Here is a 23795-nt window from a genome sequence, read left to right on the forward strand (position 1 = left end):
ATGGCGCTCATCCATCGCCTGTCGCCGAAGAGCGGCCCGGCCATCGCATTCCGCGTCGATGGCGTCGCCTGCGAGGGCTGGCCGGGCGACACGCTTCTGACGGCTATCCTCAGTCAGGGCGAGGTCCTGCGGAGAAGCGACTTCTCGCGCGAGCCCCGCGCCGGGTTCTGCCAGATGGGAGCCTGCCAGGACTGCTGGGTCCTCCTCGCAGAAGGCGGCAAGGTGCGGGCCTGCACGACCCCGCTCGCCGCGGGGATGAGCGTGCTGACCGGATGGGAGGAAACGCCGTGACGAAGAAAGCCCAGCCGCTCGTCGTCGGCGCGGGACCCGCGGGTGTCCGCGCAGCCCAGGCTCTGGTCGCAGCCGGGCTCCGTCCGATCGTGGTCGATGAAGGGCACGCTTGCGGCGGGCAGATCTACCGGCAGCCTCTTGTCCCGGACGGGCGACCTTCCGCAATGCGCTACGGCTCCGAAGCGGCCAAGGCGGACAGGCTGCACCGCGACTTTTCCGCGATCATTCCACGGCTCGACTATCTCCCCAATGCACTGGTCTGGAACCTGAGGGACGGCGTTGCGGATATTGTCGTCTCGGACAGCCATCGCCGGATCACCTATGACGGCGTTGTTCTCGCGACCGGCGCGACGGATCGCATCCTGCCCGTTCCGGGCTGGACCCTGCCGGGCGTCTTTACCCTCGGCGGAGCTCAGATCGCGCTCAAGGCGCAGCATTGCGCCATCGGGCAACGGGTCGTCTTCGCCGGGACCGGGCCGTTGCTCTATCTGGTCGCCTGGCAATACCTCAAGGCCGGCGTCGACGTCGCCGCCGTGCTCGACACCGCACCGTTCGGCGCGTCCCTTGCCCTTCTCGCCGGCCTTGCGGACTTTCCCACGGTCGTCACGCGCGGCTTTCGTTTCGTCGCCGAACTCGTCTGGAACCGCGTGCCGATCCATCATGGCGTGACGGAGCTGCGCTTCGAGGGAGAGGAACGGCTGGCCGGCGTCTCGTTCCGCTCCGGGCAGAAGCGTCGAAGCATCGCCTGCGACGGCGCGAGCTATGGCCTGGCCCTGCGCGCCGAGACACAGCTCGCCGACCTCGCCGGCTGCCGGTTCGGCTTCGACGCGCGCGACCGGGCGTGGCTGCCGGAGCGCGACGATGCCGGCCGTTCCACCATCGCCGGCGTCTACCTTGCCGGGGACGGGGCGGGCATCGCCGGAGCCGATGCGGCCGAGTATTCAGGCGAACGCGCCGCTTTGGCGCTGCTCGAAGACCGGGGCCTGAGCGTGGATCGGGCGAGAGCCGTGCAGCTCGAGCGTCAGCTCAAGAAGATCGCGCGCTTCCGCGCATTGCTCGAGCGCGCCTTCCCCTTTCCGGCTCACTGGATCGAGCAATGCGCCGACAGCACGATCGTCTGCCGCTGCGAGGAGATCGAAGCGGGAGCCGTCCAGGAGGCCGCGGAACAGTTCGGGGTGGTCGATGTCAATCGGCTCAAAGCTCTGAGCCGCATCGGCATGGGGCGATGTCAGGGGCGCATCTGCGGTGTGGCCGCGGCTGAGATATTGGCCAGCATCAACGGCCGCCATGTCAAGGAAAGCGGTCGCATACGAGCACAGGCGCCCGTTAAGCCAGTTGCCTTGGCTTCCGCTCAGGACGTGCGGTAGCGGGTCCGGCGCCGGATCGGAGGCCAGCGGCCTGAATTAAGACCTAACTGCCACCGTAGCCGCTTGGATTCGGAGAAACGCGACGAACTCTTCCACGAGAGCCGAGCGCAAGCTGTGAGACGGAAACAGCACGCCGAAATTATAGGCGACATCCGGTCTGAACGGACGCCAGACCAACCCTCGGCTTTCGAATGCCTGCGCCGTAAACGGATCGGCGATGGTGGCGCCCACGCCGCTGGCGACCAGTTCGCAGGCGACGGCAGCGATCGAGGTGTCCACTCTGACATCCGGCACCGCGCCGGCCTCATCGAACGCTTGTTGGAGCACGCGGTGGGCGTAGCTATCCGGCCCCTTGCCAACAAAGGCAAGGCCGTGGAGATCGCGCGGCGTCACGATGCTCTTCGCGGCAAGCGGGTGTTCGGGGCGCATCACGCAGACCCCATGTGCGGGGTCGAACAACTCGATCTCCACCCCGGGCTTCTCCATCGGCAGCATGGCGAAGCCGATGTCGAACTGCCGGGTCGAGACCCACGACGCGATCGTCTCCGAGCGCTGCACCTGCAAGCTTGCCGCGACCCCGCGGCGGGTTTCCAGAAAGCGCGCAAGCATCGTGGGCAGAAAGCGGTGCGCGAGTGCCGGCATGCTGACGATCCGCAGGTTCTCGACCCGCTGCTGCCTGATCTGCGTCGCGCGCTCCGCGATGCGGTCGAGCCCGATGAAGCTGCGCTCCACCTCGTCATGCAGCGCCACCGCTTCCGCCGTCGGCAAGGTCATGCCGTCGATGCGCGTGAAAAGCGCGAAGCCCAGCCGCTGCTGAAGCTCCTTCAGCAGCCGCGAGACCGAGGGCTGGGAGGTGCGCAGCAGGCGTGCGGCCTTTGTGAAGTTGCCGACATGCAGAACCGCATTGAACGCTTCCCAGTGCTTGTGACTGATTTGCGCCAAATCAAGGCACTCCGGTTCTCGATCGGACAGACACTTTGACCGGACGCAACGGAACCGGCGGCAGTAGCTTGCCGAGCCACGAGGCATGCCCATATCAAATCCGGATCGACCGATCCATAGTTAGTGAATTGACAGATACCCCCTCGCATCCGAACCCTGATCGCTATCAGGACAAAAAAACGAGGGGATCGAGATGCAGAAGCGTTACCGCCGTCCGGCCGCCGTCGGCCTCGCCTTTCTTGCGACCGGGCTGGTCGCAAGCCGGGTCTCCGCGCAGGATACGATGTATGTTGCCGGCTATGGCGGCTCGTTCGAGCGCCTGATGCGAGAGCAGGTCATTCCGTCCTTCGAGAAGGCGAACAACGTCAAGGTCGAGTATGTCGCCGGGCAATCGACGGCGACGCTGGCCAAGCTCCAGGCCCAGCGGAGCAAGCAGGAAATCGACGTCGCGATCGTCGATGACGGGCCGATGTACCAGGCCGTGCAGTTCGGCTTCTGCGCGCCAATCCAGAAGGCACCGGTGCTCGACGACGTCTATCCGATTGCAAAGCTCGCCGACCAAGCGGTCGCCTTCGGCATTGGTGTCACCGCCCCGGTCTACAATGCGAAGATCTTCAAGGAGAAGGGGCTTCCCGTCCCGACCTCCTGGGCCGATCTCGGCAACCCCGCCTACAAGGGACAGCTCGCCCTGCTCGGCGCGGCCAGCACCACCGGCCTGCACGGGCTGATCATGGTCGCGCGCGCCACAGGCGGTGGCGAGCCCAATATCGAGCCCGGCTTCAAGGCCTTCAAGGACGGCATCCGCCCGAACATCGTGACCTTCGCACCGTCGGCGCCAAAACTGGAGGAACTGCTCCAGAGCGGCGAGATCGCGCTTACCGTGGTCTCGCGCTCCCGCGCGGTGGCCCTGAAGAAGGAAGGCCTGCCGCTGGAGACGGTCGAGCCGAAGGAAGGAGCCGCCGCCCTGATGGTGACGATGTGCCCGGTGGTCGACAGCGATGTGCCGGCGCAGGCGCAGAAATTCGTGCAGCACATGCTCTCGCCCGAGATCCAGAAGGCCTTCGCCAAGGCCGGCTACGGGCCGGTCAACCGCAAGACCGAACTCAGCGAAGACGAGAAGGCCGGGCTCGCCGTCGGGGACGAAGCGGTCGGCAAGCTCGCCAAGATCGACTGGCCAACGGTCAACCAGAACCGCGCCGCCTGGACGCAGCGCTGGAACCGCGAGATCGAGCGCTAGAGGGATCACACGGCTCCCAGTCCGGCCGGGGATGACCTTGCCGGACGTTTCCTTCCAAACGGACTGTCCCAGACAATGGCGAAGATTGCAGTCGAGGCGCTCACCAAGCGTTTCGCGAGTTTCACCGCGCTCGCCGGCATTGATCTTGCGATCGAGCCTGGGGAATTCGTCGGCCTACTCGGCCCTTCGGGCTGCGGCAAGACCACGACGCTCAACATCGTCGCGGGCTTCGAAGCGCCCAGCAGCGGGCGCGTGCTGCTCGATGGCCGCGACCTGGTCGGTGTGCCCGCCAACAAGCGCGGCATGGGTATCGTCTTCCAGAGCTATGCGCTGTTTCCGCACATGACGGTGGCGGAGAACGTCGCCTTCGGGCTCGAGATGCGCGGCATCGGCCGCCCCGAGCGCGAGGACAAGGTCCGACAAGCGCTCGACCTTGTCCATCTTTCGTCGATGGCGGATCGCTATCCGCGTCAGCTCTCCGGCGGCCAGCAGCAGCGCGTCGCGCTGGCACGGGCGCTTGCGATCGAGCCGGCGCTGCTCCTGCTCGACGAGCCGCTCTCCAATCTCGATGCCAAGCTGCGCGAGGAGATGCAGATCGAGATCCGCGCCATCCAGCGCCGGGTCGGCACCACGACCATCATGGTGACGCATGACCAGGCCGAGGCGCTGGCGACATGCGACAGGATCGCGGTGATGGATAGCGGGCGTATCGTCCAGTTCGCCGATCCGCTGACGCTCTACGATGCGCCGGCAAGCCGTTTCGCCGCTGCCTTCGTAGGGCGCTCCTCGCAGCTCGCCGCGACCATCGTCTCGGTGGCCGGCGAGGTGGCACGCCTGCGGATCGACGGTGTGGCCGGCGAAGTCGGCGGCAGAATCCACGGCCCGCTTCCCGGTGGATCTCCGGTGCTGATCGCGTTGCGGCCTGAAAAGGTGCAGGTTGCGGCCGCGGGGGCAGGCGCGATCGACGGGCGTCTCGTCTCGCGGGTCTTCCAAGGGAATGCCTGGCTCTTCGCGATCGAGACGCCGGTCGGCGCCGTGCTGGCGTCCGAGCCGCATCGCGGCGTGCCGCGCTTCGGCGAGGGCGACGCCGTCTCCGTCAGTTGGCGAGCCGACGACGCCACCGTCGTGCCGGAGCACAGCCATGGCTGATGCCACGCGCCGCCGCGCACCCTATCTCCTCAGCCTGCCGGCGTTGCTGATCTTCGCGGCGCTGCTGCTGGCGCCGCTCGCGATGATCGTCGGACTGAGCTTCCAGGCCTACGACCTCAATACCGGCCGTATCGAGGGGCTGACGCTCGGCAATTACGCCGACACGCTCGGCGATTCCTACTATCACGGGATTTTCCTGCGCACGCTCGGCATCGCGCTGGCGACGACCTTGATCTGCATCCTCATCGGCGCGCCGGAAGCCTATTTCCTCTCGCGCATGAAGGCGCCCTGGCGCTCGATCTTCCTCATCGTGACGCTAAGCCCGCTACTGATCTCGGTCGTCGTGCGCACCCTCGGCTGGGCGCTGCTCTTCGGCCGCAACGGCGTCATCAACCAGGTGCTCGCGGCGCTCGGCCTCGCTTCGGGGCCGATCCCCATGCTCTACACGGTGCAGGGCGTGATCATCGCGCTCGTCCATGTCGCCGTGCCCTTCATGGTGATCTCGGTCTGGGCCTCGCTGCAGCGGCTGGATCCGCGGGTGATCCGGGCCGCGCAGTCGCTGGGCGCCAGTGAGTTCACGATCTTCCGGCGCATCGTGCTGCCGCAGGTCGCACCCGGCATCCTCTCCGGCTCGCTGATCGTCTTCGCGCTGGCGGCGAGCGCCTTCGCAACGCCCGCGATCATCGGCGGCCGGCAGCTCAAGGTGGTCGCCACGGCGACCTATGACGAGTTCCTGGGCACGCTGAACTGGCCGCTCGGCGCGGCCGTTGCCGTCGTCCTGCTCGTGGTCAACGCCACGATCATGCTGACCTACAACCGCATCGTCGAGCGCCGCTATTCGAGGTTTGCACAATGAGCCGCAACGGCCCTTTCGCGGTGCTGTTCCACAGCCTCTTTGTCGCCTTCATGCTGGCGCCGCTGGCGGTGGTGATGTGGATGTCGCTGACGCCATCCAACCTGCTTTCGCTACCGACCACGGAGCTTTCGCTGCGCTGGTTCCGCGCGATCCTGGGCCATTCGCAGTTTTTGGAGGCGTTCTGGTTCAGCATCCTGCTGGGTGTCATTGCGGCCACCATCGCGATGCTGCTGGCCGTTCCCGCCGCGCTGGCGTTGGCGCGGCACAGCTTTCCGGGCCGGGACGCGTTCGTTGCGCTGTTCCTGTCGCCGCTGATCATCCCGCATGTCGTCCTCGGCGTCGCCTTCCTGCGCTTCTTCACCCAGATCGGCACCACCGGCTCGTTCATCGGCCTGCTGGGCAGCCATGTGCTGGTGATCTTTCCCTATGGCTTGCGTCTGGTGCTGGCCGCACTGACGGCGAGCGATCCGGCGATCGAGCGCGCCGCGATCTCGCTCGGCGCCTCGCAATGGACCGTCTTCCGCCGGGTGTTGTTGCCGCTGATGATCCCCGGCGTGGCGGGCGGCTGGATGATCTCCTTCATCCAGAGCTTCGACGAAGTGACGATGACGGTCTTCGTCGCCACGCCATCCTCGATGACGCTGCCGGTGCGCATGTACCACTACATCGAGGAATCGATCGATCCGCTGGTCGCCTCGGTCTCGACCGTCGTGATCCTTCTGACCTTCCTGCTCATGGCGATCGTCGACCGCATCTACGGGCTGGACCGAATCCTGGTGGGCAAGGGCTGAGAGCCCTGCCGGACATTTCTGATCTTTGAGGACAAAACCCATGAAAGCGATCGTGGTCGGAGCCGGCGTCGTCGGCGCATCGGTGGCCTATCGGCTCGCGCAGGCGGGCGCGGATGTCACCATCGTCGAGGAGCGCCGCCCGGGTGGAGGCACCTCCAGCGTGACCTATGCCTGGGTCAATGCCTGCGAGAAGCTGACATCGCATGCCTATTTCAAGCTGAACTTTGCCGGTCGGCAGGCGCACGAGGACATTCTGGCCGAGTTTCCCGGCGCGGATTGGTATCATCGGCCCGGCGTGCTGCAATGGCAGGATGCGGAGGCCGAGGCCGGTGGCCGCGACGGCACGGACCCGCTGGCCAAGCTGCGCCAGCTCGTCGCGTGGGGCTATCCGGCCGAGGTGCTGAGCCTCGATGACGTGCGCAAGCTGGAGCCCGATCTGGCACCCGAGGCGATCGGCAATGCGCCGGTGATCCACTATCCGCGGGATGGCTGGCTCGACCCGGTTCCCTATGCGGGGGCCCTGGTCGGTGCTGCGGTCGAACGGCATGGCGCGCAACTCGTGGAGGGCCGGGCCGAGCGTCTCGTGCTCGCCGAAGAGCGCTGCGACGGCATCGTGCTCGCGGATGGCCGGACATTGACCGCTGATTGGGTCGTGAACTGCGCGGGGCGCTGGCTCAACGCGTTCATCGAGCGGCCCGAGCATCGGATCCCGCTGGCTCCCACGCTCGGCATCGTCGCCTATACGCCGCCTTCAGGCGCGCGACTGCGCAGCGCGCTCAGGACGCCGCTCGTCAATATGCGTCCCGATGGAGGCGGCCGCTTCCTGCTGCGGTCCAACGAGCTCGATCGGTTGCTGCAGTCCGACGAGGACGCGGTTCCGGCTCACCCTCAGGCTCAGGAACTGATGCGCCGCGCGGCCAGGACGATCCCCACGCTGGCAAAAGTGCAGGTCGAGGCCGTCAGGATCGCAACCCGCCCGATCCCGAAGGACAGCTATTCCGCCGTTGGCCCGGTGCCGGGCCTCGGCAACTACTACGCGGTCGTCACCCATAGCGGCGTGACCTTGGGCGCCTTCCTCGGCGAGGCAGTCGCCGACGAACTCATCAACGGGCGCTCGCGGGAGGAACTCGCCGAGTTCCGCCCGAGCCGCTTCTTCAGCTGAACGGAACCCGGTCATGCGCGTAGCCATCATGGGAGCCGGAGCCGTCGCCTTCGCGAGCGCGGCCTTCCTGATCGAGCGCGGCCACGAAGCCGTGCTCTGGTCGCCCTCCGGCCGCAGCACGGCCGCTCTCGCGGCCGGCCAGCCGCTGGTCAGCGAGGGCAAGATCACCGGTGAGTTCCGGCCAGAAATCGCAGCGAGTTGCGAGGCGGCGCTCGTCGGTGCAGACGCGGTGCTGATCGCATTGCCCGCCAATGGCCACAAGCTCGTCATGGACGCGATGGCGTCGGTGCTTGTGCCGGACCAGGTGGTCGTCATCTCCTCGCATGCCTCGCTCGGCGGCTTCTATCTCGCGCAGCGCCTGGCCGAGCGTGGTGTCGAGCTTCCGATCGTCGGGCTGAGCACGACCGTCCTGCGGGCGCGCCGGACCGGCGAGGCTCAGGTGAAGATCGCGACCATCCGCAGCAAGGTCGATCTCGCCACCTTGCCGAAGCGCCTCGGCGGGCGCGGATTGGCGCTCTGCAACACGCTGTTCGGAGAGCGCTTCCGACAGGTCGACAGCCTGCTTGCCGTGGCCTTGAGCAACGTCAATCCGCAGAGCCACATGGCACTGGCACTCTGCAACTTCACCCGCATGGAAAAAGCGGAGGCCTGGGGCCAGAGCGAGCACATGACGGCCTCGGTCGGCCGGCTGCTGGAAGCCATCGATGCCGAGCGGCTTGCCCTCGCCTCGGCCCTCGGCGTCACGGTTCGGACGATGCGCGAGCACTATTCCCTGACCTACGGCGTGCCCGACGCTCCGCTCAGCGAAACCGCGCGAATGCTCGCCGAAACGCAGCCGATCACTCTGGGGCCTGCGACCATCGATACCCGCTATACGTTGGAGGATGTGCCCTTTGGCCTGCTGCCGTTGATTGAACTGGGGCGGATGGCAAATGTACCGATGCCACTGCACAAGGCGGGCCTGGACATTTTCTCCGCCCTCTACGGACGCGATCTCACCCTGGACAATGACATCCTTCCGCAAATGATGGCGGCCGGGCTTTCACGCGAGCAGCTGTCCGCCTAGGCGATCGTCATCAATGCCGCGTTGCCGGGATTCGCGTCCGGGCGCCAAAAATGCGGCCAGCGGCAGAGCACCTTTGAGGAGTTGTCCGAACTCGCCTGCCAGTTCCTCGCAAGCCCTTCCAAAATCTGGAAACTTGGCAAGTTCGAGTATCAGAAACTGGCGCTCAGACTGACCTTTGCGGACCGCCTGGCCTATTGCCCTGAAAACGGTTTTCGAACCGCAAAAACCACCTTGCCCTTCAAGGTGTTAGAAGGTCTCGGCAGGGGAGAAAGTGAAATGGCGCGCCCGACACGATTCGAACGTGTGACCTTTGCCTTCGGAGCAAGGATAGTATACTTCGCCGAAACTATCCGATTTCAACCGAATGCACGCTATAGCACTGAAATACAAAAAGAAGTTTGATATCCGACCGCGCCGCTTGTACGATGGGACGGCCGAATTCCTTCCTTGTCGTGCTTCCGTATTGCTTACGCGAGGAGGCTGCCGAGAAGAGATCCAAGTATGGCGAAGCTGACCAAACGAACCGTCGACAACGCCGAGGCGGGCGAGACGGACTATATCATCTGGGATGAGGATCTGCCTGGTTTTGGGCTTCGTGTCTTTGCTTCCGGGAAGCGCAGCTACCTTGTGCAGTATCGCGCTGCCGGGCGGTCACGACGGTACACGATCGGCCTGCACGGAGTCTGGACGCCCGAGGCGGCTCGGCGCGAAGCTAAGGTCCTCCTGGGTCAGGTCGCAAGAGGCGGCAATCCCTCAGAGGATCGCAAGCTCGATCGCGAGGCGATCACCGTCAAGGAGCTCTGCACCCGTTATCTCAACGATCTCGAGCAAGGCCTCATTCTCGGCAAGCGGGGCCGCCCGAAGAAGGCGACGACCATCGTTACGGATACGGGCCGCATCCAACGCCACCTGATCCCCTTGCTCGGTGGCCGGCGGGTTCGTGATCTGATCAAGGCCGACATCACCCAGGCCATGAAGGACATCATGGCCGGCAAGACCCGCGCGGACGTAAAGACCGATAAGCTGCGCGGCCGGGCGATCGTGCGCGGAGGCGTCGGCACGGCAACGCGCACGATCGGGCTTCTCGGCGGCATCCTCAGCTATGCAGTCGAACTCGGGATCATCGAGCGTAATCCCGCACACGGTGTTCGCAAACCGAAGGACAACATCAACGGCCGCCGGCTGAGCGAACAGGAATATCGCGCGCTCGGCGAAATTCTCAGGAAGGCAGCCGAGGACAGGCAGTATGCGACCGCGGCGCAGATGATTCGCGTTCTTGCCCTGACCGGCTGCCGGCGCAGCGAGATCATCAAGCTGCGCTGGAACGAGGTCGATTTCGAAGGCAGTTGTCTGCGTCTCACCGACAGCAAGGAGGGCGCGTCGGTGCGCCCGGTCGGCCTATCCGTGCTGGAACATTTCGAGGGGCGGCATGAGGAAGGCGCGGAAGGCTTTGCCTTTCCCGGCTGGGCCGATGACACGGCCTTCGGAAGCTTTCCGAACCACTGGACGAAGATATTGGGCAAGACTGAGCTCGCCGACATCACGCCGCACGTATTGCGCCACAGCTTCGCCAGCATCGGCAACGACCTGGGTTTCACTGAAGCGACCATTGCCGCGCTGATCGGCCATTCGCGTGGCACTGTGACGAGCCGCTACATTCATACAGTGGATACCGCGCTCATCATGGCGGCGGACAATATCGCCGGTTACATCCAGGGCTTGCTGGACGGTGTCGCCTTCAGCCACACGTCATATGCGCTCGACCGGGCCTCGCGGAAGGCATCGCTCGCGCATTTTCTCGGAACGGAGAAGCCGGTGGCGGTTGAGGTGGATTGATCGATCTCCTGTGCGCCACTTTCGGACATTGGGTCGTTGCCGGGAACCGGACCTTGGGCAAGCGCTGGCATCGCCGATATCGATATCGATATCGATATCGAAGTGGTGCTCGGAATAGTTGCGTAGAATTCTGCTCCGCGCGAAGGTAACCGGGGGGCATAAATTAGAATGGTGGCTTGGCGAGAGGGGGGACGCGCAATTCTTGCGCACGCAAGGCGAGCTGCAAAGGAGGTCGAAGCTCCCAGCGGCGCTGAGGCCGCACGTGTGCGTCTCGCCGGAGACCTTCTCCATACCCATGATGGCAACACCGAGTTTGGAAGCTTTGCTCGCGCGCTTTCTACCCTGAGCGTCGACGAGCGCCACTATTGGGTCGGCGTCTTCTACACCCTGTTGCTCCCAGCCGAGGTGCGGCGCGACCAAGCCGCCTATTTCACCCCTCCCTATCTGGCAAACGCTGTGCTCGACCTGGCGGTCGAGTACGGGTTCGACCTCAAGGTAGGATCCGTGCTTGATCCCGCCGCAGGCGGCGCCGCGTTCCTTTCGACTATCGCCGCGCGAATGACGACGGTCGGTGCGAAACCGGATCAGGTCGCAAGTCGCCTCCATGGCGTGGACATCGATCCCGGTCTGGCGCGGATTTCCCGCGGCCTGATCGCCGACCGACTGGGGGTTGGCGGGGTCTCCACCATCGACATGCAGGTCGGCGATGCGCTTTGCCGCCGTTGGGAGCCCGAGTTTGACCTGGTCGTGGCCAATCCGCCCTATGGGCGTGTAACGCCGGCGATGTTGGTGGGCGACCACTGGAAGAAGGTCGCTCACAGCGGCAACATCAACAAATACGCCGTTTTCGTCGAGCTCTGCCTGCGTGCCGCCAAGCCGGGGGCATTAGTCGCCCTCGTCATTCCATCAAGCTTCCGGACCGGTCCGCTCTACACGAAGCTTCGCGGCTACCTGCAGGCCGAGGCTCAGGTGCTATGCGTCGGGGACGTTGGCCCGCGGGACGAAGTCTTCGCCGACGTGGCCCAGGATGTCAGCGTCCTCCTGCTGCGCAAGACCAGCTTGGCGCAACGCGCGGACACCCGCTTCTGCACGATCGACGCGACCGCCGGGGTCACGGACATCGGTGCCTACCCCCTACCGCGGGATCAGGAGGAGCCTTGGCCGTGCCCGACCCTAAACGCCACGCCGCGCGGCGGTGCCACGCTCGCGGACTACGGGATCGCCGCCAAGGCCGGCTACTTCGTCTGGAACCGAGAGGGTGATCGCCTACGCAAGGTCGAAGAAGCCGACGCCTATCCGCTGATCTGGGCGAAAAACGTCAGGCCGGGTCAACTCTGCTGGCCTGCAGGCAAGGATGGCAAGGCCGCAGACTTCGTCAGCTTCGAGGGAACGTCGACCGCGATTGTCCAGCAGCCTGCGGCCGTGCTGCAGCGCACAACCAACAACAAGCAGTCCCGCCGCCTCGTGGCAGCCGTCGTCGATCCCGCAGTCTATGCACGATGGGGCGGCTTTGTGACGGAGAACCACACCATCGTCCTGACGGGGGATTCCGCGGCAGACGTTGCCCAGGTGTGCCAACTCCTAAACACCGCGGCTGCGGATGCGCGCTACCGCGCGCTATCGGGAACGGCCTCGGTTTCGGTGCAACTGTTGCGAACCCTCGACCTACCCAAACCCGAATGCCTAGCGGCAGCGACCAAGATCCACGCCGATCCCGAAAACGCTGCTCTCGCAGCCTATGAGGCCTCCGCCCTTCAGCAAGAAGGCCGCCATGTCGCGTGATTGGGATAGTCGCGGTCGCGGGCCGAAGGCGGGGTTTCGGACGCGTTTTGATCAACGCCAGGCGGCGGTGGGCCAGCGGGGCCAGCTCGCCCGGCAAATGGCGGACTCGCTCGCCAAACGCGTTGCAGCCGCCACGCCACCGCCGCGTCCGCAACGGCCGGCCGCCGCTTACGCCCATGCGCTCGGGACGCTTCCGCTACATCAAGTCGGCAGCCAGCAGTCGCTCGGTGTCTCGCCGGCCTACCGCAAGCTCGTGGAGATCATCGCCAGGTCGGCCAGCGAAGGCGGACGGCGGACGGCGCTGTTTTGGCCGGCCTCGGAAATCTCGCTGGCCGCCGGCGCAGTCTTGACGTGCCTCGCCGATTGCCTCTCCGCTGCGCCTATACAGGTGGTGTTTGACGGCGAGCCGGTTTCGGCGCTGTCGACGCCGATCGGCCTGCGCACACTGTTGTTCCCAGCCGCCAGCACGGCGCATCGCCCACTCAAAGACATTTACGCGGACAAGGAGACGATCAGCCGGTGCCATACCCGGCACCATGTCCGGGCGATACGCCAGCAGGCTGAGGCGGGCCTCGCTGACTATCACCAGGCGCTGTCGCGGGTGAAAACCCTAACCGGGAGGGCGCGGGACGGACGGGTCTACGACGAGTTTTGCCATCCCAACCTCGACGAGGTCGTGGCCAGTGGCCCCCTGAATGGCCCGGTGCCCGACCACGGTCATCTGCTTTGGCATGCGCGCGCCAAGACCGACCTGCGCGTGCAGAGCCGTACGGGCTTGGCAGACGATCCAAAGGCGGCGCCGTTCTTCTCGTTTTCGCTTCGCGCCGCCGATGTGGCGAACGCGAAGATCAATGCCGCGACCTTGCCGATCGATGTCCTGCTGATCGACCTCACCCGCAGGGGGCGAGCTCGCCTTGGGCTGATCTGGCGCGACCGGGTCCGCGAGCTCGTCGCGAAGGTCGAGGCGGCGCATCGCGGGATCGGCGTGGTGGCCCTGACCGACGATCCCTGGACGTTCGACGCCGTCCGGTTCGACGCTCTGGCGACGGAGACCAAGGTGCGCGGGAAGGTCGACCGTAAGGTCTGCCCTTCTGAAGTGGTGTTTGCCACCGACAGCGCCGTGGCGATCCCTGCAGAGGGAGCCGCGGTCGAATGGCGAGGCTGCGAGCGCGTCTCGGTCGAAGGCTTCGGCGGCGAACTCGTCACCGAACTGGCGCAGCTTCGTGCCCTGGCCACGACCGCCAATGACGCGGGCGACGCCCGTGGAGCCGAGACCGTGCGCCGACTGATGGGACGGCTGCGCAGCGCGGCGTCCCTGCCGGCCTCGCTTGGCGCTCTGAGCGCCTACGTCACCTCCGAGATGGGCCTCGCCGTGGCTGCCGAGCAGGTCGCGGCCTACGAGGTCAATGGGCTGATCTCGGATCTGACCGAAGTCGGCTCGGTCCTCTCCCAAGTCGCCTACGACGACCTGACCGCGTCGATCGCGAAGGCCCGAGCTCTGCGTGAAGCCGTGGCCAGGGCTACGCCCATGTCCGGCCTTCTCGAAAAGGCCGTGCAGCGCTTCCTCGGTTCCAGCTCCAAATGCCTCTTCGTCTTTCAGAGCGACCTGATCGCTGAGCTTGCCTACGAAGACCTGGTCGCGCGGATGCCCGACCTCGAAGGCCGGATCGACAACGGCATGATCCACTTCACCGACGTGCAAGGGGCTGCCGACATCGCCAACCTACCAGATGGTGAGCGCAATCAGTTTTACCGGTTGATCCTGGTGGGGCCGACACGCGGCCAATTGCTGGGTTGGATGGCCAAGCCGTGGCTTCCTAAGGAGCTGCTGATCCTGCTCGATCTCGACACGATGCGCGCGACCAGCCGCGATGCGCTTCGGTTGTCGCGGTATCCCGAATTCGCGCTTTTGAAGCGCCGGCTGGACCTGCTGGCCCAGAAGACTGCCGAGACCGCCGGACGCCTTGGCGGGGCCACGATCAATCTCGACTCCCTGGAGACGCCGCTTCCCGACGTCGACCTTCCGGTGGGAACCGTGGTCGATATGGCCGGCCCTTCGCGCACGCCGCGCGACCTGATCGAGTTCACTCTGTCGAACGAGTTGAAGGTAATCGCTCGGCCGCGCACGCGCCTCGTGTCCAGGCTGCCGAGCCAGGCGCTCGTCAGCTACGGAGAAACCGAGGCATCGAAGGTGGGCGAAGGCGACGAGATCTGCGTCATGGGCCAGGCCTTTATCGAGAAGATGCGTCCGCTGCTGAACATCTCCGCCGTCGCCGCCGAGGAGATCCGCAGCTACCACGACGTCGTCCTGGAGAGGTTTCGCGACATCCCTGGCCAATCCGTCTCGGCGCGCCTGCGGGTCGTCTCCGAGCGCATGGGCGAACCGCGCGTCGATCCCGCGAAGATGCGATACTGGGTCACCCTCAACGATGAGGCCGACAAAGCCCTGCACGATGTCGTGCCGCACGCGCCGCGTGAGCGCGATACTTTCTTGCGGTTCATGAAAGCCCTGGGCGTCTCGGAGGGGACGGCGCGCCGCTTCTGGGCTTGGGCGGTCATCGAACAGCGCTCCGTCCGCCAGCGTGTCGGCTCAGTGCTCTACGACGCCTATCGTAGCATCCTGGTGGACCCGCATGGGGCCGACGCCTCCCAACTCGACCGCCTGTCTGGCGTGAAGGCGGTCCGCTCCGCCGCTGAGCAGTTTGTCGCCACCATCACCGGCCGCCGGGAGTTCCGAGGATGAGCAACGGCTTCTCGGCGACCCAGTTGCGCGGCATCGGCGAGGAGGTGAAGGAGGCCGTCTGCGATGCCTTGGTCAATCTCATCGTCGACCGGGTGTCGGGCGCCGATGAGCAGGGACGAGTGATCTTCGGCCGGTCGCCTCGGCGCGCAATTTTCTCCGGGCAGCTCCTGCCGCGCTTCGACGACAGCGGCCAGGAAGACGAAACCTCGGATATTCGCATCGCCGCCATCGGCCTCGACTTTACGACGCGGTCCGGCATGGGCGGGGATCTGACGATCCAGCCCTCCGCTGCGGTCTACATTCGAGCCTTGCCGACTTGGGAGGAGCTGCAGGACCCTCGCAACGGCCTCGAGATCGATTTTCGGCTCAACACGGCGACACAAACGGCGATCGATCTGGCGATCCGCACGCGCCGTCAGCAGCTCTTCGTCGAGCAGGGGCTCGACCGGCCGCGCTGGCGGGATCTGACCGAGACCGCCCGGTCAGAGGTGCGGCGCCGCCGCTCCGAAATCCAGGAACAGGTGCGGATCGAAGCATACCGCGCACAGAATATCGAGCTCGTGCGCGGCGACATGGACGGCGCTGTCGTCGAGGAGGCGCCACCCGAACCCGGCCCGCCCGGCTCTGACCCAGCGCAACCGCCCGAAGCCGAACCGCGCCCTCGGATCGCGACCTTGCTTCGGCAAGGCCGGCGCATTCCCTACGGACTCATCGATCCGGCGCAACTGCCGGGCAAATGGATACGGCTGCCGCTCGCTCTGCCGACTGGGAACCTCCGGCTGGAGGATGACGCGGATGCGCTGGCCGCGGCGGTCGCCACCTACCGCGACCAGGTGCGCCTGGCCGCAGCCGCCAGCGTCGCCGCTTGGCTGGCCTCCGAAGAAGGACGGCTCACGGCCTGGCGCAATGTCGTCATCCGGCCAGCCGACGCGCAGGACGAGGCGGCCTATAACACCTTCCTGGCGGCGGTCCAGGCCCTCCCGGTCAATGCCGCGGACGTGGCGCCGGACCTCTCCCAGCTCACCGTCACGGTCGAGCGACAACAAGACTTCGTCGATCCGACTGTCCAGTCCTACAGGTTGACCTTCGACAACCAGGCGTCGGATCTCCCATTGCGCCAGACGCTGATGCGCTGCCACGCCCTGTTCGGCTGCGCGCTACGGGTAGCATTACCCAACGCGGCGCACCTCCCGCTCCACCTGGATCGCGTGGAGCCGTCGTATCGGTTCCGTCATTTCCTAGAGTATCCGGCGATCGGTCTGAACTGCGGCGTCGATGCCGAGGTCGGCCCCGAGACCGTCAGACTCACAACCACCTGGGCGCCTCGCTTCGTCCAGCCGCGGATCATTCCGCGAAGCGCCGATGTCCCGACCCAATTTGGACGCCTAGCGGATCGGACCTTCCGGGTCGGCGACCTCCACGCCTTGCCGGCTGCTTACACCGCTTGGATTCGCGACCATGTCAGCAGTCTGCGCGACCAGGTTCGCTATGGCCTGTCACCCGAGGACGCCGATATCGAAACGGGGCGTCTCGCGGTCGATGAGTCCGGCCAGTCGGATGAGGCCGGTTTCATTCGGCGCGGCGTCGAGCTCCTGGTCGAGGCGCAGGCCGCTTCCGAGCAACTGGCGGCGGCCCCAGACGGGCCGAACGCCGCCGCGCTGCGTCTGCGGGCTGCGCCCTATGAAGCCTGGCTTTTGATGAACCGCGCGTTCTTCGAGCGCGATGGTGCCGACGTCGGCCGAGGATGGCGCCTGTTTCAACTGGCGTTCGTCCTGGCCCATATCCCGACGTTGGCGTCGCGGATGCCGGAGTACCGAATCTATTATAACGCCCGCCTGGACGAGAATGCGGTCAGCCTCCTCTACTTCCCCACCGGCGGCGGCAAGTCGGAGGCCTTCTATGGGACGCTCCTATTCGGGCTCTTCCTCGACCGTCTGCGCGGCAAGGATCGCGGCGTCAGCGTCCTAATCCGCTATCCACTGCGGCTCCTGACCTTGCAGCAGGCGCAGCGCCTCCTCCGCCTTCTGATCAACGCCGAACTGATCCGGCGACGGGAAGGGATCGGAAGCTGGTCCTTCGAGATTGGCTTCTGGGTTGGTGCGTCGAACACTCCTAATCGGTATGCGGCTGTCAGCGCCGACGTGCCGCTCGCCGGCGACTCCGACTTTGCGGACGATACGCGGCTGGAGGACGGCGCGGACGAGCCCCCCGCCATACGGGATCGCGGACGACGCTATCGCGAGCTTCGGACGGCCTATGACAAGGTGCCGACCTGCCCATGTTGCGGCTCGCAGACGGGCCTTCGTCGGTACGAGGTCGAGGGACCTACGGCCAAACGCCTTGCGATCCTCTGTTTCAATCGCCGTTGCTCCTGGAACCAAGCCCACGGTCAGCCGACGCCGCTCCCGTTCCTTTTGACAGACGACACGATCTACGCCCGAGCACCCTCAGTCCTGCTCGGTACTGTCGACAAGCTGGCGATGCTCGGCCAGGACACCAATACGGTGGCCAAGGTGGTCGGCATGTTCGGCCTCGCGCGATGGGTTGGGCCAACCGGTCACCTGGACACGCCGCGCCGGACCGATGACCTGCGCGACGGGCCGGGCGCTACCGGCTATGCGCCGGTATTTCCTGCCTATCGGAACGGCCAGAGGGTCTTCCATGACCCGTTCCCCGCCCTGATCATCCAGGACGAGGCGCACCTTCTGGAGGAAAGCCTCGGCACCTTCAGCGGTCTGTTCGACACCCTCCTCGAGCATGTGTTCCAAGAGATCGACGCCGCCGCGGGCGACGACCTGCAGCTTGCGCGGGCTTGGCGAGGCGATGATTGGGGCGCGGCCCGCATGCCTAAGGTGATCGCGGCAACCGCTACGATCTCCGACCCGGACCGGCAGATCGAAGTCCTCTATCAGCGGCGAGCGCTTCGATTCCCATATCCCGGTCCCGACATCTACCACTCCTTCTTCGCCGAGCCGGCGCCCGCGCCGGGCGGCAATCCCGACCGGCAGCAGCTGGCCGAGGGGCTTCCGTCCTGGGAGGCGCCTGAAGCAACATCGCCCTGGATGAGGCTCTACGTCTCGCTCATGACCAACGACGCGACCCACACGGTAACGTCGGTCCATGTGCTCGGCGTCTTCCACACCCTGATCAGCGAGCTTTGGGCTGACCTAGTCGTTGAAGAGACCCGCGCCAGAGCGGTCGCCCGCCTGCGAGCGGCCATCAGCCCAGGCCGGGCTGGAGATTGGCGTCGGGCCGCCATTGATCGCTGTGTCGCCGACGGTCGCGATGAGGATGTCCTCGCGGTAATCGACCTTCACCGCATCGCGCTCGCCTATGTCACGAACAAGAAGGGCGGCGACCAGATCATGGACGCCCTCGACGCCGCAGTGCGTCTCGGACACCAGGCGGCCGGCGTGCCCATCGAGCACTTCGACAGCCGGCTGATCTCCGGCGGCGTCGACATGAAGGACATCCAGACCGTCATGGGCGACGCCGAGCGCAGTTTCGCCGGCCAAAGATACCCGCTGCTTGACAGCCTGGTCCGAAACATCGTCGCCACCTCCGCGATCAGCCATGGCGTCGACGTCGACCGCTTCAACAGCATGTTCTTCGCCGGCTTGCCGTCCGACATCGCCGAGTACATCCAAGCGTCCAGCCGGGTCGGCCGGACCCACGTCGGCTTCGTCATGCTGCTGCCCACGCCGCAGAGCCGCCGCGACCGCTACGTCGTCGAGACGCACGACATCTTCCATCGGTTCTTGGAGCGGATGATCGCGCCGCCGGCGGTGGAGCGCTGGGCAGAGAACGCCATTCGCCGCGTGTTCGCCTCCTACATCCAAGCCTGGGCGATCACCAAAGAAGGCGTCGAGTTCATCCGCACCGCCGACGCGATTAAGGAACGCGCACCGCAATTCGACTACGTGGGACGGCTCGGCGGCGACGCGCGCCGGGAACCCATTCGGTTCCCCGACGAGATTGGCAACTTCATCCTTAGAGCCGTTGGGTTCGAAGGGCGTGGTCGCGATCACGTCGGCCGGCCTGTCTACGACGAACCCTATCGCCGCCTCGTCGACCGGGCCTCGCAGGAGTTTTCTAACTCCATGAAGGCACAATCCACCGAGAGCCGGCTGCGCGACTACTGGGCCGACCAGACCGCGGTCTTCAAGAAGCCAATGACCTCGCTGCGCGACGTGGACGAGGCCGGCATGATCGTAGGCTCTGCTTACGACCCGGCCTCCAGGACCAACAACACGCGGGTGGAACCGGCCGCCCTCGCGCGGGTGATGCGCGCCATCCGCAGTCAGCGGGGTGCCGTGGCGGAAACCGACGCCGAGCTTGATGGAGAAAACGCGTGAGCCGCCCGCCCAATGGCCGTCCTCCGCAGCGGGACGACGGCTGGCGCGATCGCCGCCCGGCCGCCATCCGTGGCGGCTTCGAACCGCCCGCCAATCCCGATCTGGAGCCGCCGAAGATGGTGCGCTCCCGGGTCCAACTCGCGACCTCCTACGCCCCAGGCGTTCTGCTCACCTGGGAAGGCGGCAAAGGCATCTGTCGGTCCGTCCCGATCCGAAAGCCGGTGCAGGTGGACCGGACCACCGAGAACCAGATCTTCGACGGCATCCGCGAGTTCGCCGAGAACTGGCAGTCCCGGGCCTTGTCCGTCCGGCCGGCCGGCGAAGTCGCCCCGGCCCTGGCTCTCGATTCCGATTTCTACAATGTCCGCACGGGCCAGGTGGAGATCGATCGCCAGCATTTCGAGACCACGGACCCCAGCGTGGTGGGCTATGTGCCCTATCCGCTGATGTTCCAGTGCGGGGTCTGCAGCCGCATCCGCGAGTTCGCGTCGGTCGAGGAACTCGACCGCCAGCCGCTGCCGCGCCGTTGCGGCGACCATGACGGCAGGTGGGCCCAGGTCGATGTCGTCTATGCCCATTGGTCCGGAAGCATCGAGCCTTTGAGCCCCAGCGGCTATCGTTTCGATCCCGCCGATTCCCGTGTGCATCGCATCGATGTCTGCACCTGCGGGGCCCGGAACTACTCGCTGCGCAACGGCGCGCCGGTCTTCTCGGAGTGGCGGTTCGTCTGCAACGAGTGCGGCGTCGCCAAGGAGCTGAAGAAGCCCGACCACGACACCTACGAAATCCTCGAAGCTGATCGCCAAGCCGGCGGGCGGCAGTACGAATTCATTGAAGTGAACATGCTTCCGGTCTCGTACCGGGCGAACTCGGCCTTCTATCCTCAGCGCGGAAATTTCATCGAGTTCCGCAACGCCGACGTAGTCGACCTGCTGACCGAAGGTCGGCGGTTCGACCTCTCCCGCGCACTTGCGCGCATCTACGATGTCCCGTTCGCCGAGCCGAGCGACGCCGACATCGAGGCCGCGCTTCGCAACGCGGGGCGGACCACGGAATGGGAAGACTACCAGGATCTTGTCGACATGCTGCGGCGCGCCGAAGAGCGCGGGTCGGAAGAAGGAATTCTCCGCTGGCGCGGCGCTATCACCCAAGCCCGGGAGACTTGGTACGAAAGCGGCGTCGTCGAGCGCGGGCAGATCCAGAGCCCAGCCCTAGTTCGTGCGGCGCTGAACCGGGAGGGTTGGGCGCGCCGCTACGATCCTATCCGCCTGGCGCTACAGCACAGCGCCTTCGTCGAAGAGCACATCGCCGAACGGCTTCCGGTGTTCGAGGCCGTTGATGTCATGACGCCTGACGCACAGCTCTCCGATGTCGCAGGCGATCCCACCGCCCTAGCCCGCTATCGCGGCACGATCGGACCGCTCCTCGACACGATGGGCGTTCAGCGAACGGTCTTGATCCGCGGACTGCCGATCTGCGAGTTCAGCTTCGGCTACTCGCGGGTGTCGTCTGGCCCGATCTACCAGCGCGAGACACAGGGGCGCTCGGTGTCCATGCCCGTTCGTCTCAAGGCCTTCGATACCCTGCCGATTCAAGGCGCACGCAAGCACCCGATCTACGTCACACGACAACGCAACGAAGCGCTGTATTTCAGGCTGGACGAGGCCAAGGTCCGGCGCTGGCTTGAACTGAACCAGGTCCCCGATACGCCGCCCGCAGGGGTCCATATCGGTCAACTCCTGATTGAGACTTACCAGGACTTCGGGCCGTTCCTGGAAGACTACAAGGACCGCGAGCGGGGCGGCACGCCGAGATCGCTGGGCGCCTACGTCTATCTCCTGCTTCACAGCCTGGCCCACCAGTTGATGCACTCGCTGGCAGACCTGTCCGGCCTCGATGCAGACGGTCTAGGCGAACACCTCTTCCCGGCTGACCTCGCATTCGTTCTCTATCGCAAGGGGATGACGCCGGACCTGGGTAACATCTCCGCCATGTGGCGAAACCACGCCGAAGACTACCTGCGGCGCGCGATCGATCCTCGCCTTCTGCGTTGCGGCTCGGGTTCGCTGTGCGATGCGCGCGGCGGCGCCTGCCCAGCCTGCATCATGGTCAGCGAGACGACCTGCGTCGCCTCCAACCAACTCCTATCCCGCGCCGCCCTGCGCGGTGGACCGGCGCCGAACTGGGAGGCCGCGACGGCGCCGCCCATCGTCGGGTTCTTCGACCCGCGCGTGCGGACATGAGGGCGCGAGACCTCGTTTCGCCAAAGGGTACGACACGACTTGTCGTCACCCTGCCCGGCGAGCAGAGCCGCTTCGCAGACGCGTTGAAGCGCCATGCCGGCGCAGCCTTCACTACCCTCACCGACACCCACGACGCCTTTACCCACATTGCGCGTCGTGCGGTCGACCGCCTCGTCATTATGGTGCCCTTCATCGACAAGGCCGGCGCGGCGTGGGCGGTCGAGCTTTTCGAGTCTACGGCGGCGACAGAACGGTTCTTGATTCTCCGGGACACCTCCCAGTTGATGGGCTGCGGGCAACACGGATTCCATCTGAGAACCCTCACGACCGGGATTTTCGACTACAGTTTCTCCGAAGAAGGCGACGAGACCACGCTGGGCGAGACCTTCCATGCCAAAATCGTTCTGGCTGATGGTGTGAGTGCCTATGTGGGCTCTGCCAATCTCCTTCGTCGATCGCGGCACGCGAATCTGGAATGTGGCATGCTAGTAGACGGGCCAGGGGCTCTCGCCGTCAGCGTTCTGGTCGATAGTGTGCTTGCTGTCGCTCGACCAGCACAACCGTTAGGAACTTATCCAAGATCGGACCTTCCTAACGTCGGCTAAGGGGCGAACCCGCAATCATGGACGACGAGCACACTGAGCTGACCTGGTTTTCGATCGAAGATGCCTGCGGTCTGTCGGACCTCGCGTCGGTGGACTACGTGGACCTGTTTCGCCGCGCCGCGCGAGCATGACTTCAGACGCCGGCTTATTCGGATTCTGACCCTCAACGGACCTTCGCATAGCTGGAGCAGTCACGCGCGCGCAGAGTAACACAGGGATCGCGGCTGTTCCGATGCCCCGGTTAAAGCCGGCCAAGACCAGCCCAAGGCCTGCATCGTACATGAAACGGCCTTCGTGAACTGTTTCAGGAACCTATATGAACTAAATTTGGAAGGTCTATATATATGATATTGAACAGTTAATGTCCATCGAAGGCTGCCAATTGTGCGGCAACTGTCTCTAGAGTATAATTGGATAGTCCGTTTAAAAAAATCGCATCGAAAAAACAAAACGGAGTTCCTTCGATGTCGCAGTTGCCTTCCACCATCACGGCGGTCGCCACCATTCCTCCGGACGTCATCACCTGGGTCGCGGTCATCGCGGCCTTTGCCCTCGCGGCGTTCGCCATTCACGCCGTCATGACCATCGCCAAGGACCGGCAAAAATGAGAAAGCCTTGGGTGAAGCTGCCGTCTGCGTGGATCAACGAGGGCGGCCTGCAAAACTTTCGGTGGGTGGGCAAGGCCGGTAGCAATGCCGACAACACGACAGCGCTGATGACGCTGATCGCGCTTGCCCATCACGCCGATGATCAGTCGGGCGTGGGCTTCATCACATACGATCTGCTGGAGATGCTGATCGGGCGAAGCCGTGCCAAGCTGGCGCGGGGCCTGGCCATCCTTGAGGAGCGCAGCATCATCGAGCGCGAGGGTGGAGGGCGCAGCTATTATGGGCTGCGGCGTTTTGATCCGACCAGGGACTGGGCAAAGCTGCCGTGCAAGTCGCTCTATCACGGCGATCGCATGGCGTTCTTCGACGACTTCACCTTGCGGAAACCCGCCGAACTGAATGCGTTGAAGCTCTATCTGCTCTTCGCGGCTCGCCGTGGTGACGACACCAACATGGCGAATATCAGCTACGACAAGATCACCGAATATTCCGGCATCGTCCGTGAGCACATCAAAGCCGGCCTGAGTGTCCTGGCGATTAACAACCTGGCGCATGTCGAGCGTGTGCCCAGCGCCAAGAACGAGTTCGGCATCTCCAATGCGTACAGGCTGACTGGCATCGAGCCGCACATCCATATGGGTACCCGAGGGCGCGGCATGGATGCAGCACTATTCGGCAGTTGACCCTGCGCCACTTTCGGAAATTGGGCCGTTGCCGGGAATCGGACATTCGCTATGCCTGTTCCTGAAGCGCCCATTCACC

Annotated in this window: 18 protein-coding genes; 17 read left to right on the forward strand and 1 reads right to left on the reverse strand. The window is 65.1% G+C overall.

Translation table 11 applies throughout. The annotated features are described in order from the left end of the window. Both ACTIF2_RS02175 and ACTIF2_RS02180 read left to right on the forward strand, forming a co-directional pair. A complete protein-coding gene (locus ACTIF2_RS02175) occupies positions 1-291 on the forward strand; it encodes a (2Fe-2S)-binding protein (protein WP_439495371.1) in 291 nt (96 codons plus the stop codon). Beyond that, a complete protein-coding gene (locus ACTIF2_RS02180) occupies positions 288-1658 on the forward strand; it encodes an FAD/NAD(P)-dependent oxidoreductase (protein WP_439495372.1) in 1371 nt (456 codons plus the stop codon). The genes ACTIF2_RS02175 and ACTIF2_RS02180 overlap by 4 nt, the downstream gene beginning before the upstream one ends. A gap of 36 nt (positions 1659-1694) precedes the next feature. On the opposite strand, the gene ACTIF2_RS02185 is transcribed toward ACTIF2_RS02180, so the two are convergent. Further along, complete coding sequence (locus ACTIF2_RS02185) at positions 1695-2600, reverse strand: LysR substrate-binding domain-containing protein (protein WP_439495373.1); 906 nt, start codon at positions 2598-2600, stop codon at positions 1695-1697. Positions 2601-2793: 193 nt separating this feature from the next. Between ACTIF2_RS02185 and ACTIF2_RS02190 the strand changes: the two genes are divergently transcribed. The 15 genes from ACTIF2_RS02190 (at position 2794) to ACTIF2_RS02260 (ending at position 23716) form a co-directional block, all read left to right on the forward strand. After that, the gene (locus ACTIF2_RS02190; protein ID WP_439495374.1) at positions 2794-3837 is read left to right on the forward strand and encodes an ABC transporter substrate-binding protein; all 1044 of its coding nucleotides are present in this window, start codon (positions 2794-2796) and stop codon (positions 3835-3837) included. Positions 3838-3912: 75 nt separating this feature from the next. Beyond that, entirely contained in the window at positions 3913-4986 is a 1074-nt protein-coding gene (locus ACTIF2_RS02195; RefSeq protein WP_439495375.1) for an ABC transporter ATP-binding protein, read from the forward strand. Continuing rightward, positions 4979-5842, forward strand: coding sequence for an ABC transporter permease (locus ACTIF2_RS02200; protein WP_439495376.1), 864 nt, complete (start codon positions 4979-4981; stop codon positions 5840-5842). Before ACTIF2_RS02195 ends, ACTIF2_RS02200 begins: the two co-directional genes overlap by 8 nt. Continuing rightward, the gene (locus ACTIF2_RS02205; protein ID WP_439495377.1) at positions 5839-6633 is read left to right on the forward strand and encodes an ABC transporter permease; all 795 of its coding nucleotides are present in this window, start codon (positions 5839-5841) and stop codon (positions 6631-6633) included. The genes ACTIF2_RS02200 and ACTIF2_RS02205 overlap by 4 nt, the downstream gene beginning before the upstream one ends. 40 nt (positions 6634-6673) lie before the next feature. Continuing rightward, on the forward strand, positions 6674-7795 hold the full coding sequence (locus ACTIF2_RS02210) for an NAD(P)/FAD-dependent oxidoreductase (protein ID WP_439495378.1): 1122 nt from the start codon (positions 6674-6676) through the stop codon (positions 7793-7795). A gap of 13 nt (positions 7796-7808) precedes the next feature. Next, a complete protein-coding gene (locus tag ACTIF2_RS02215; protein ID WP_439495379.1) occupies positions 7809-8861 on the forward strand; it encodes an NAD/NADP octopine/nopaline dehydrogenase family protein in 1053 nt (350 codons plus the stop codon). 81 nt (positions 8862-8942) lie between these two features. Beyond that, a complete protein-coding gene (locus ACTIF2_RS02220) occupies positions 8943-9263 on the forward strand; it encodes a hypothetical protein (RefSeq protein ID WP_439495380.1) in 321 nt (106 codons plus the stop codon). 99 nt (positions 9264-9362) lie between these two features. Beyond that, positions 9363-10697, forward strand: a complete 1335-nt coding sequence (locus ACTIF2_RS02225) for a tyrosine-type recombinase/integrase (RefSeq protein WP_439495381.1) — start codon at positions 9363-9365, stop codon at positions 10695-10697. Between the two features lie 264 nt (positions 10698-10961). After that, entirely contained in the window at positions 10962-12479 is a 1518-nt protein-coding gene (locus ACTIF2_RS02230; protein ID WP_439495382.1) for an N-6 DNA methylase, read from the forward strand. After that, positions 12469-15222 carry a hypothetical protein gene (locus tag ACTIF2_RS02235; RefSeq protein WP_439495383.1) on the forward strand — a complete coding sequence of 918 codons (2754 nt, stop codon included), beginning with the start codon at positions 12469-12471 and terminating at the stop codon, positions 15220-15222. Before ACTIF2_RS02230 ends, ACTIF2_RS02235 begins: the two co-directional genes overlap by 11 nt. Then, positions 15219-19577 (forward strand): helicase-related protein, encoded by a 4359-nt coding sequence (locus ACTIF2_RS02240; RefSeq protein ID WP_439495384.1) that lies wholly within the window; start codon positions 15219-15221, stop codon positions 19575-19577. Before ACTIF2_RS02235 ends, ACTIF2_RS02240 begins: the two co-directional genes overlap by 4 nt. After that, positions 19574-21820: a hypothetical protein gene (locus ACTIF2_RS02245; protein WP_439495385.1), complete on the forward strand. Its 2247-nt coding sequence runs from the start codon at positions 19574-19576 to the stop codon at positions 21818-21820. The genes ACTIF2_RS02240 and ACTIF2_RS02245 overlap by 4 nt, the downstream gene beginning before the upstream one ends. A gap of 83 nt (positions 21821-21903) precedes the next feature. After that, positions 21904-22425, forward strand: a complete 522-nt coding sequence (locus ACTIF2_RS02250; RefSeq protein ID WP_439495386.1) for a phospholipase D-like domain-containing protein — start codon at positions 21904-21906, stop codon at positions 22423-22425. Between the two features lie 464 nt (positions 22426-22889). Next, a complete protein-coding gene (locus ACTIF2_RS02255) occupies positions 22890-23033 on the forward strand; it encodes a hypothetical protein (protein WP_175506986.1) in 144 nt (47 codons plus the stop codon). 11 nt (positions 23034-23044) lie between these two features. After that, positions 23045-23716 carry a hypothetical protein gene (locus tag ACTIF2_RS02260; protein WP_439495387.1) on the forward strand — a complete coding sequence of 224 codons (672 nt, stop codon included), beginning with the start codon at positions 23045-23047 and terminating at the stop codon, positions 23714-23716. Positions 23717-23795: the final 79 nt, after the last annotated feature.

It is taken from the genome of Allobosea sp., from assembly GCF_051860145.1.
In the GTDB taxonomy this organism is placed as follows: domain Bacteria; phylum Pseudomonadota; class Alphaproteobacteria; order Rhizobiales; family Beijerinckiaceae; genus Allobosea.

Excerpts from the sequence above, each read along its gene's own strand:
- ACTIF2_RS02240 (WP_439495384.1), top strand. The coding sequence starts at position 15,219 with ATGAGCAACGGCTTCTCGGCGACCCAGTTGCGCGGCATCGGCGAGGAG.
- ACTIF2_RS02205 (WP_439495377.1), top strand. The coding sequence starts at position 5,839 with ATGAGCCGCAACGGCCCTTTCGCGGTGCTGTTCCACAGCCTCTTTGTC.
- ACTIF2_RS02200 (WP_439495376.1), top strand. The coding sequence starts at position 4,979 with ATGGCTGATGCCACGCGCCGCCGCGCACCCTATCTCCTCAGCCTGCCG.
- ACTIF2_RS02225 (WP_439495381.1), top strand. The coding sequence starts at position 9,363 with ATGGCGAAGCTGACCAAACGAACCGTCGACAACGCCGAGGCGGGCGAG.
- ACTIF2_RS02175 (WP_439495371.1), top strand. The coding sequence starts at position 1 with ATGGCGCTCATCCATCGCCTGTCGCCGAAGAGCGGCCCGGCCATCGCA.
- ACTIF2_RS02210 (WP_439495378.1), top strand. The coding sequence starts at position 6,674 with ATGAAAGCGATCGTGGTCGGAGCCGGCGTCGTCGGCGCATCGGTGGCC.
- ACTIF2_RS02190 (WP_439495374.1), top strand. The coding sequence starts at position 2,794 with ATGCAGAAGCGTTACCGCCGTCCGGCCGCCGTCGGCCTCGCCTTTCTT.
- ACTIF2_RS02195 (WP_439495375.1), top strand. The coding sequence starts at position 3,913 with ATGGCGAAGATTGCAGTCGAGGCGCTCACCAAGCGTTTCGCGAGTTTC.
- ACTIF2_RS02235 (WP_439495383.1), top strand. The coding sequence starts at position 12,469 with ATGTCGCGTGATTGGGATAGTCGCGGTCGCGGGCCGAAGGCGGGGTTT.
- ACTIF2_RS02215 (WP_439495379.1), top strand. The coding sequence starts at position 7,809 with ATGCGCGTAGCCATCATGGGAGCCGGAGCCGTCGCCTTCGCGAGCGCG.
- ACTIF2_RS02255 (WP_175506986.1), top strand. The coding sequence starts at position 22,890 with ATGTCGCAGTTGCCTTCCACCATCACGGCGGTCGCCACCATTCCTCCG.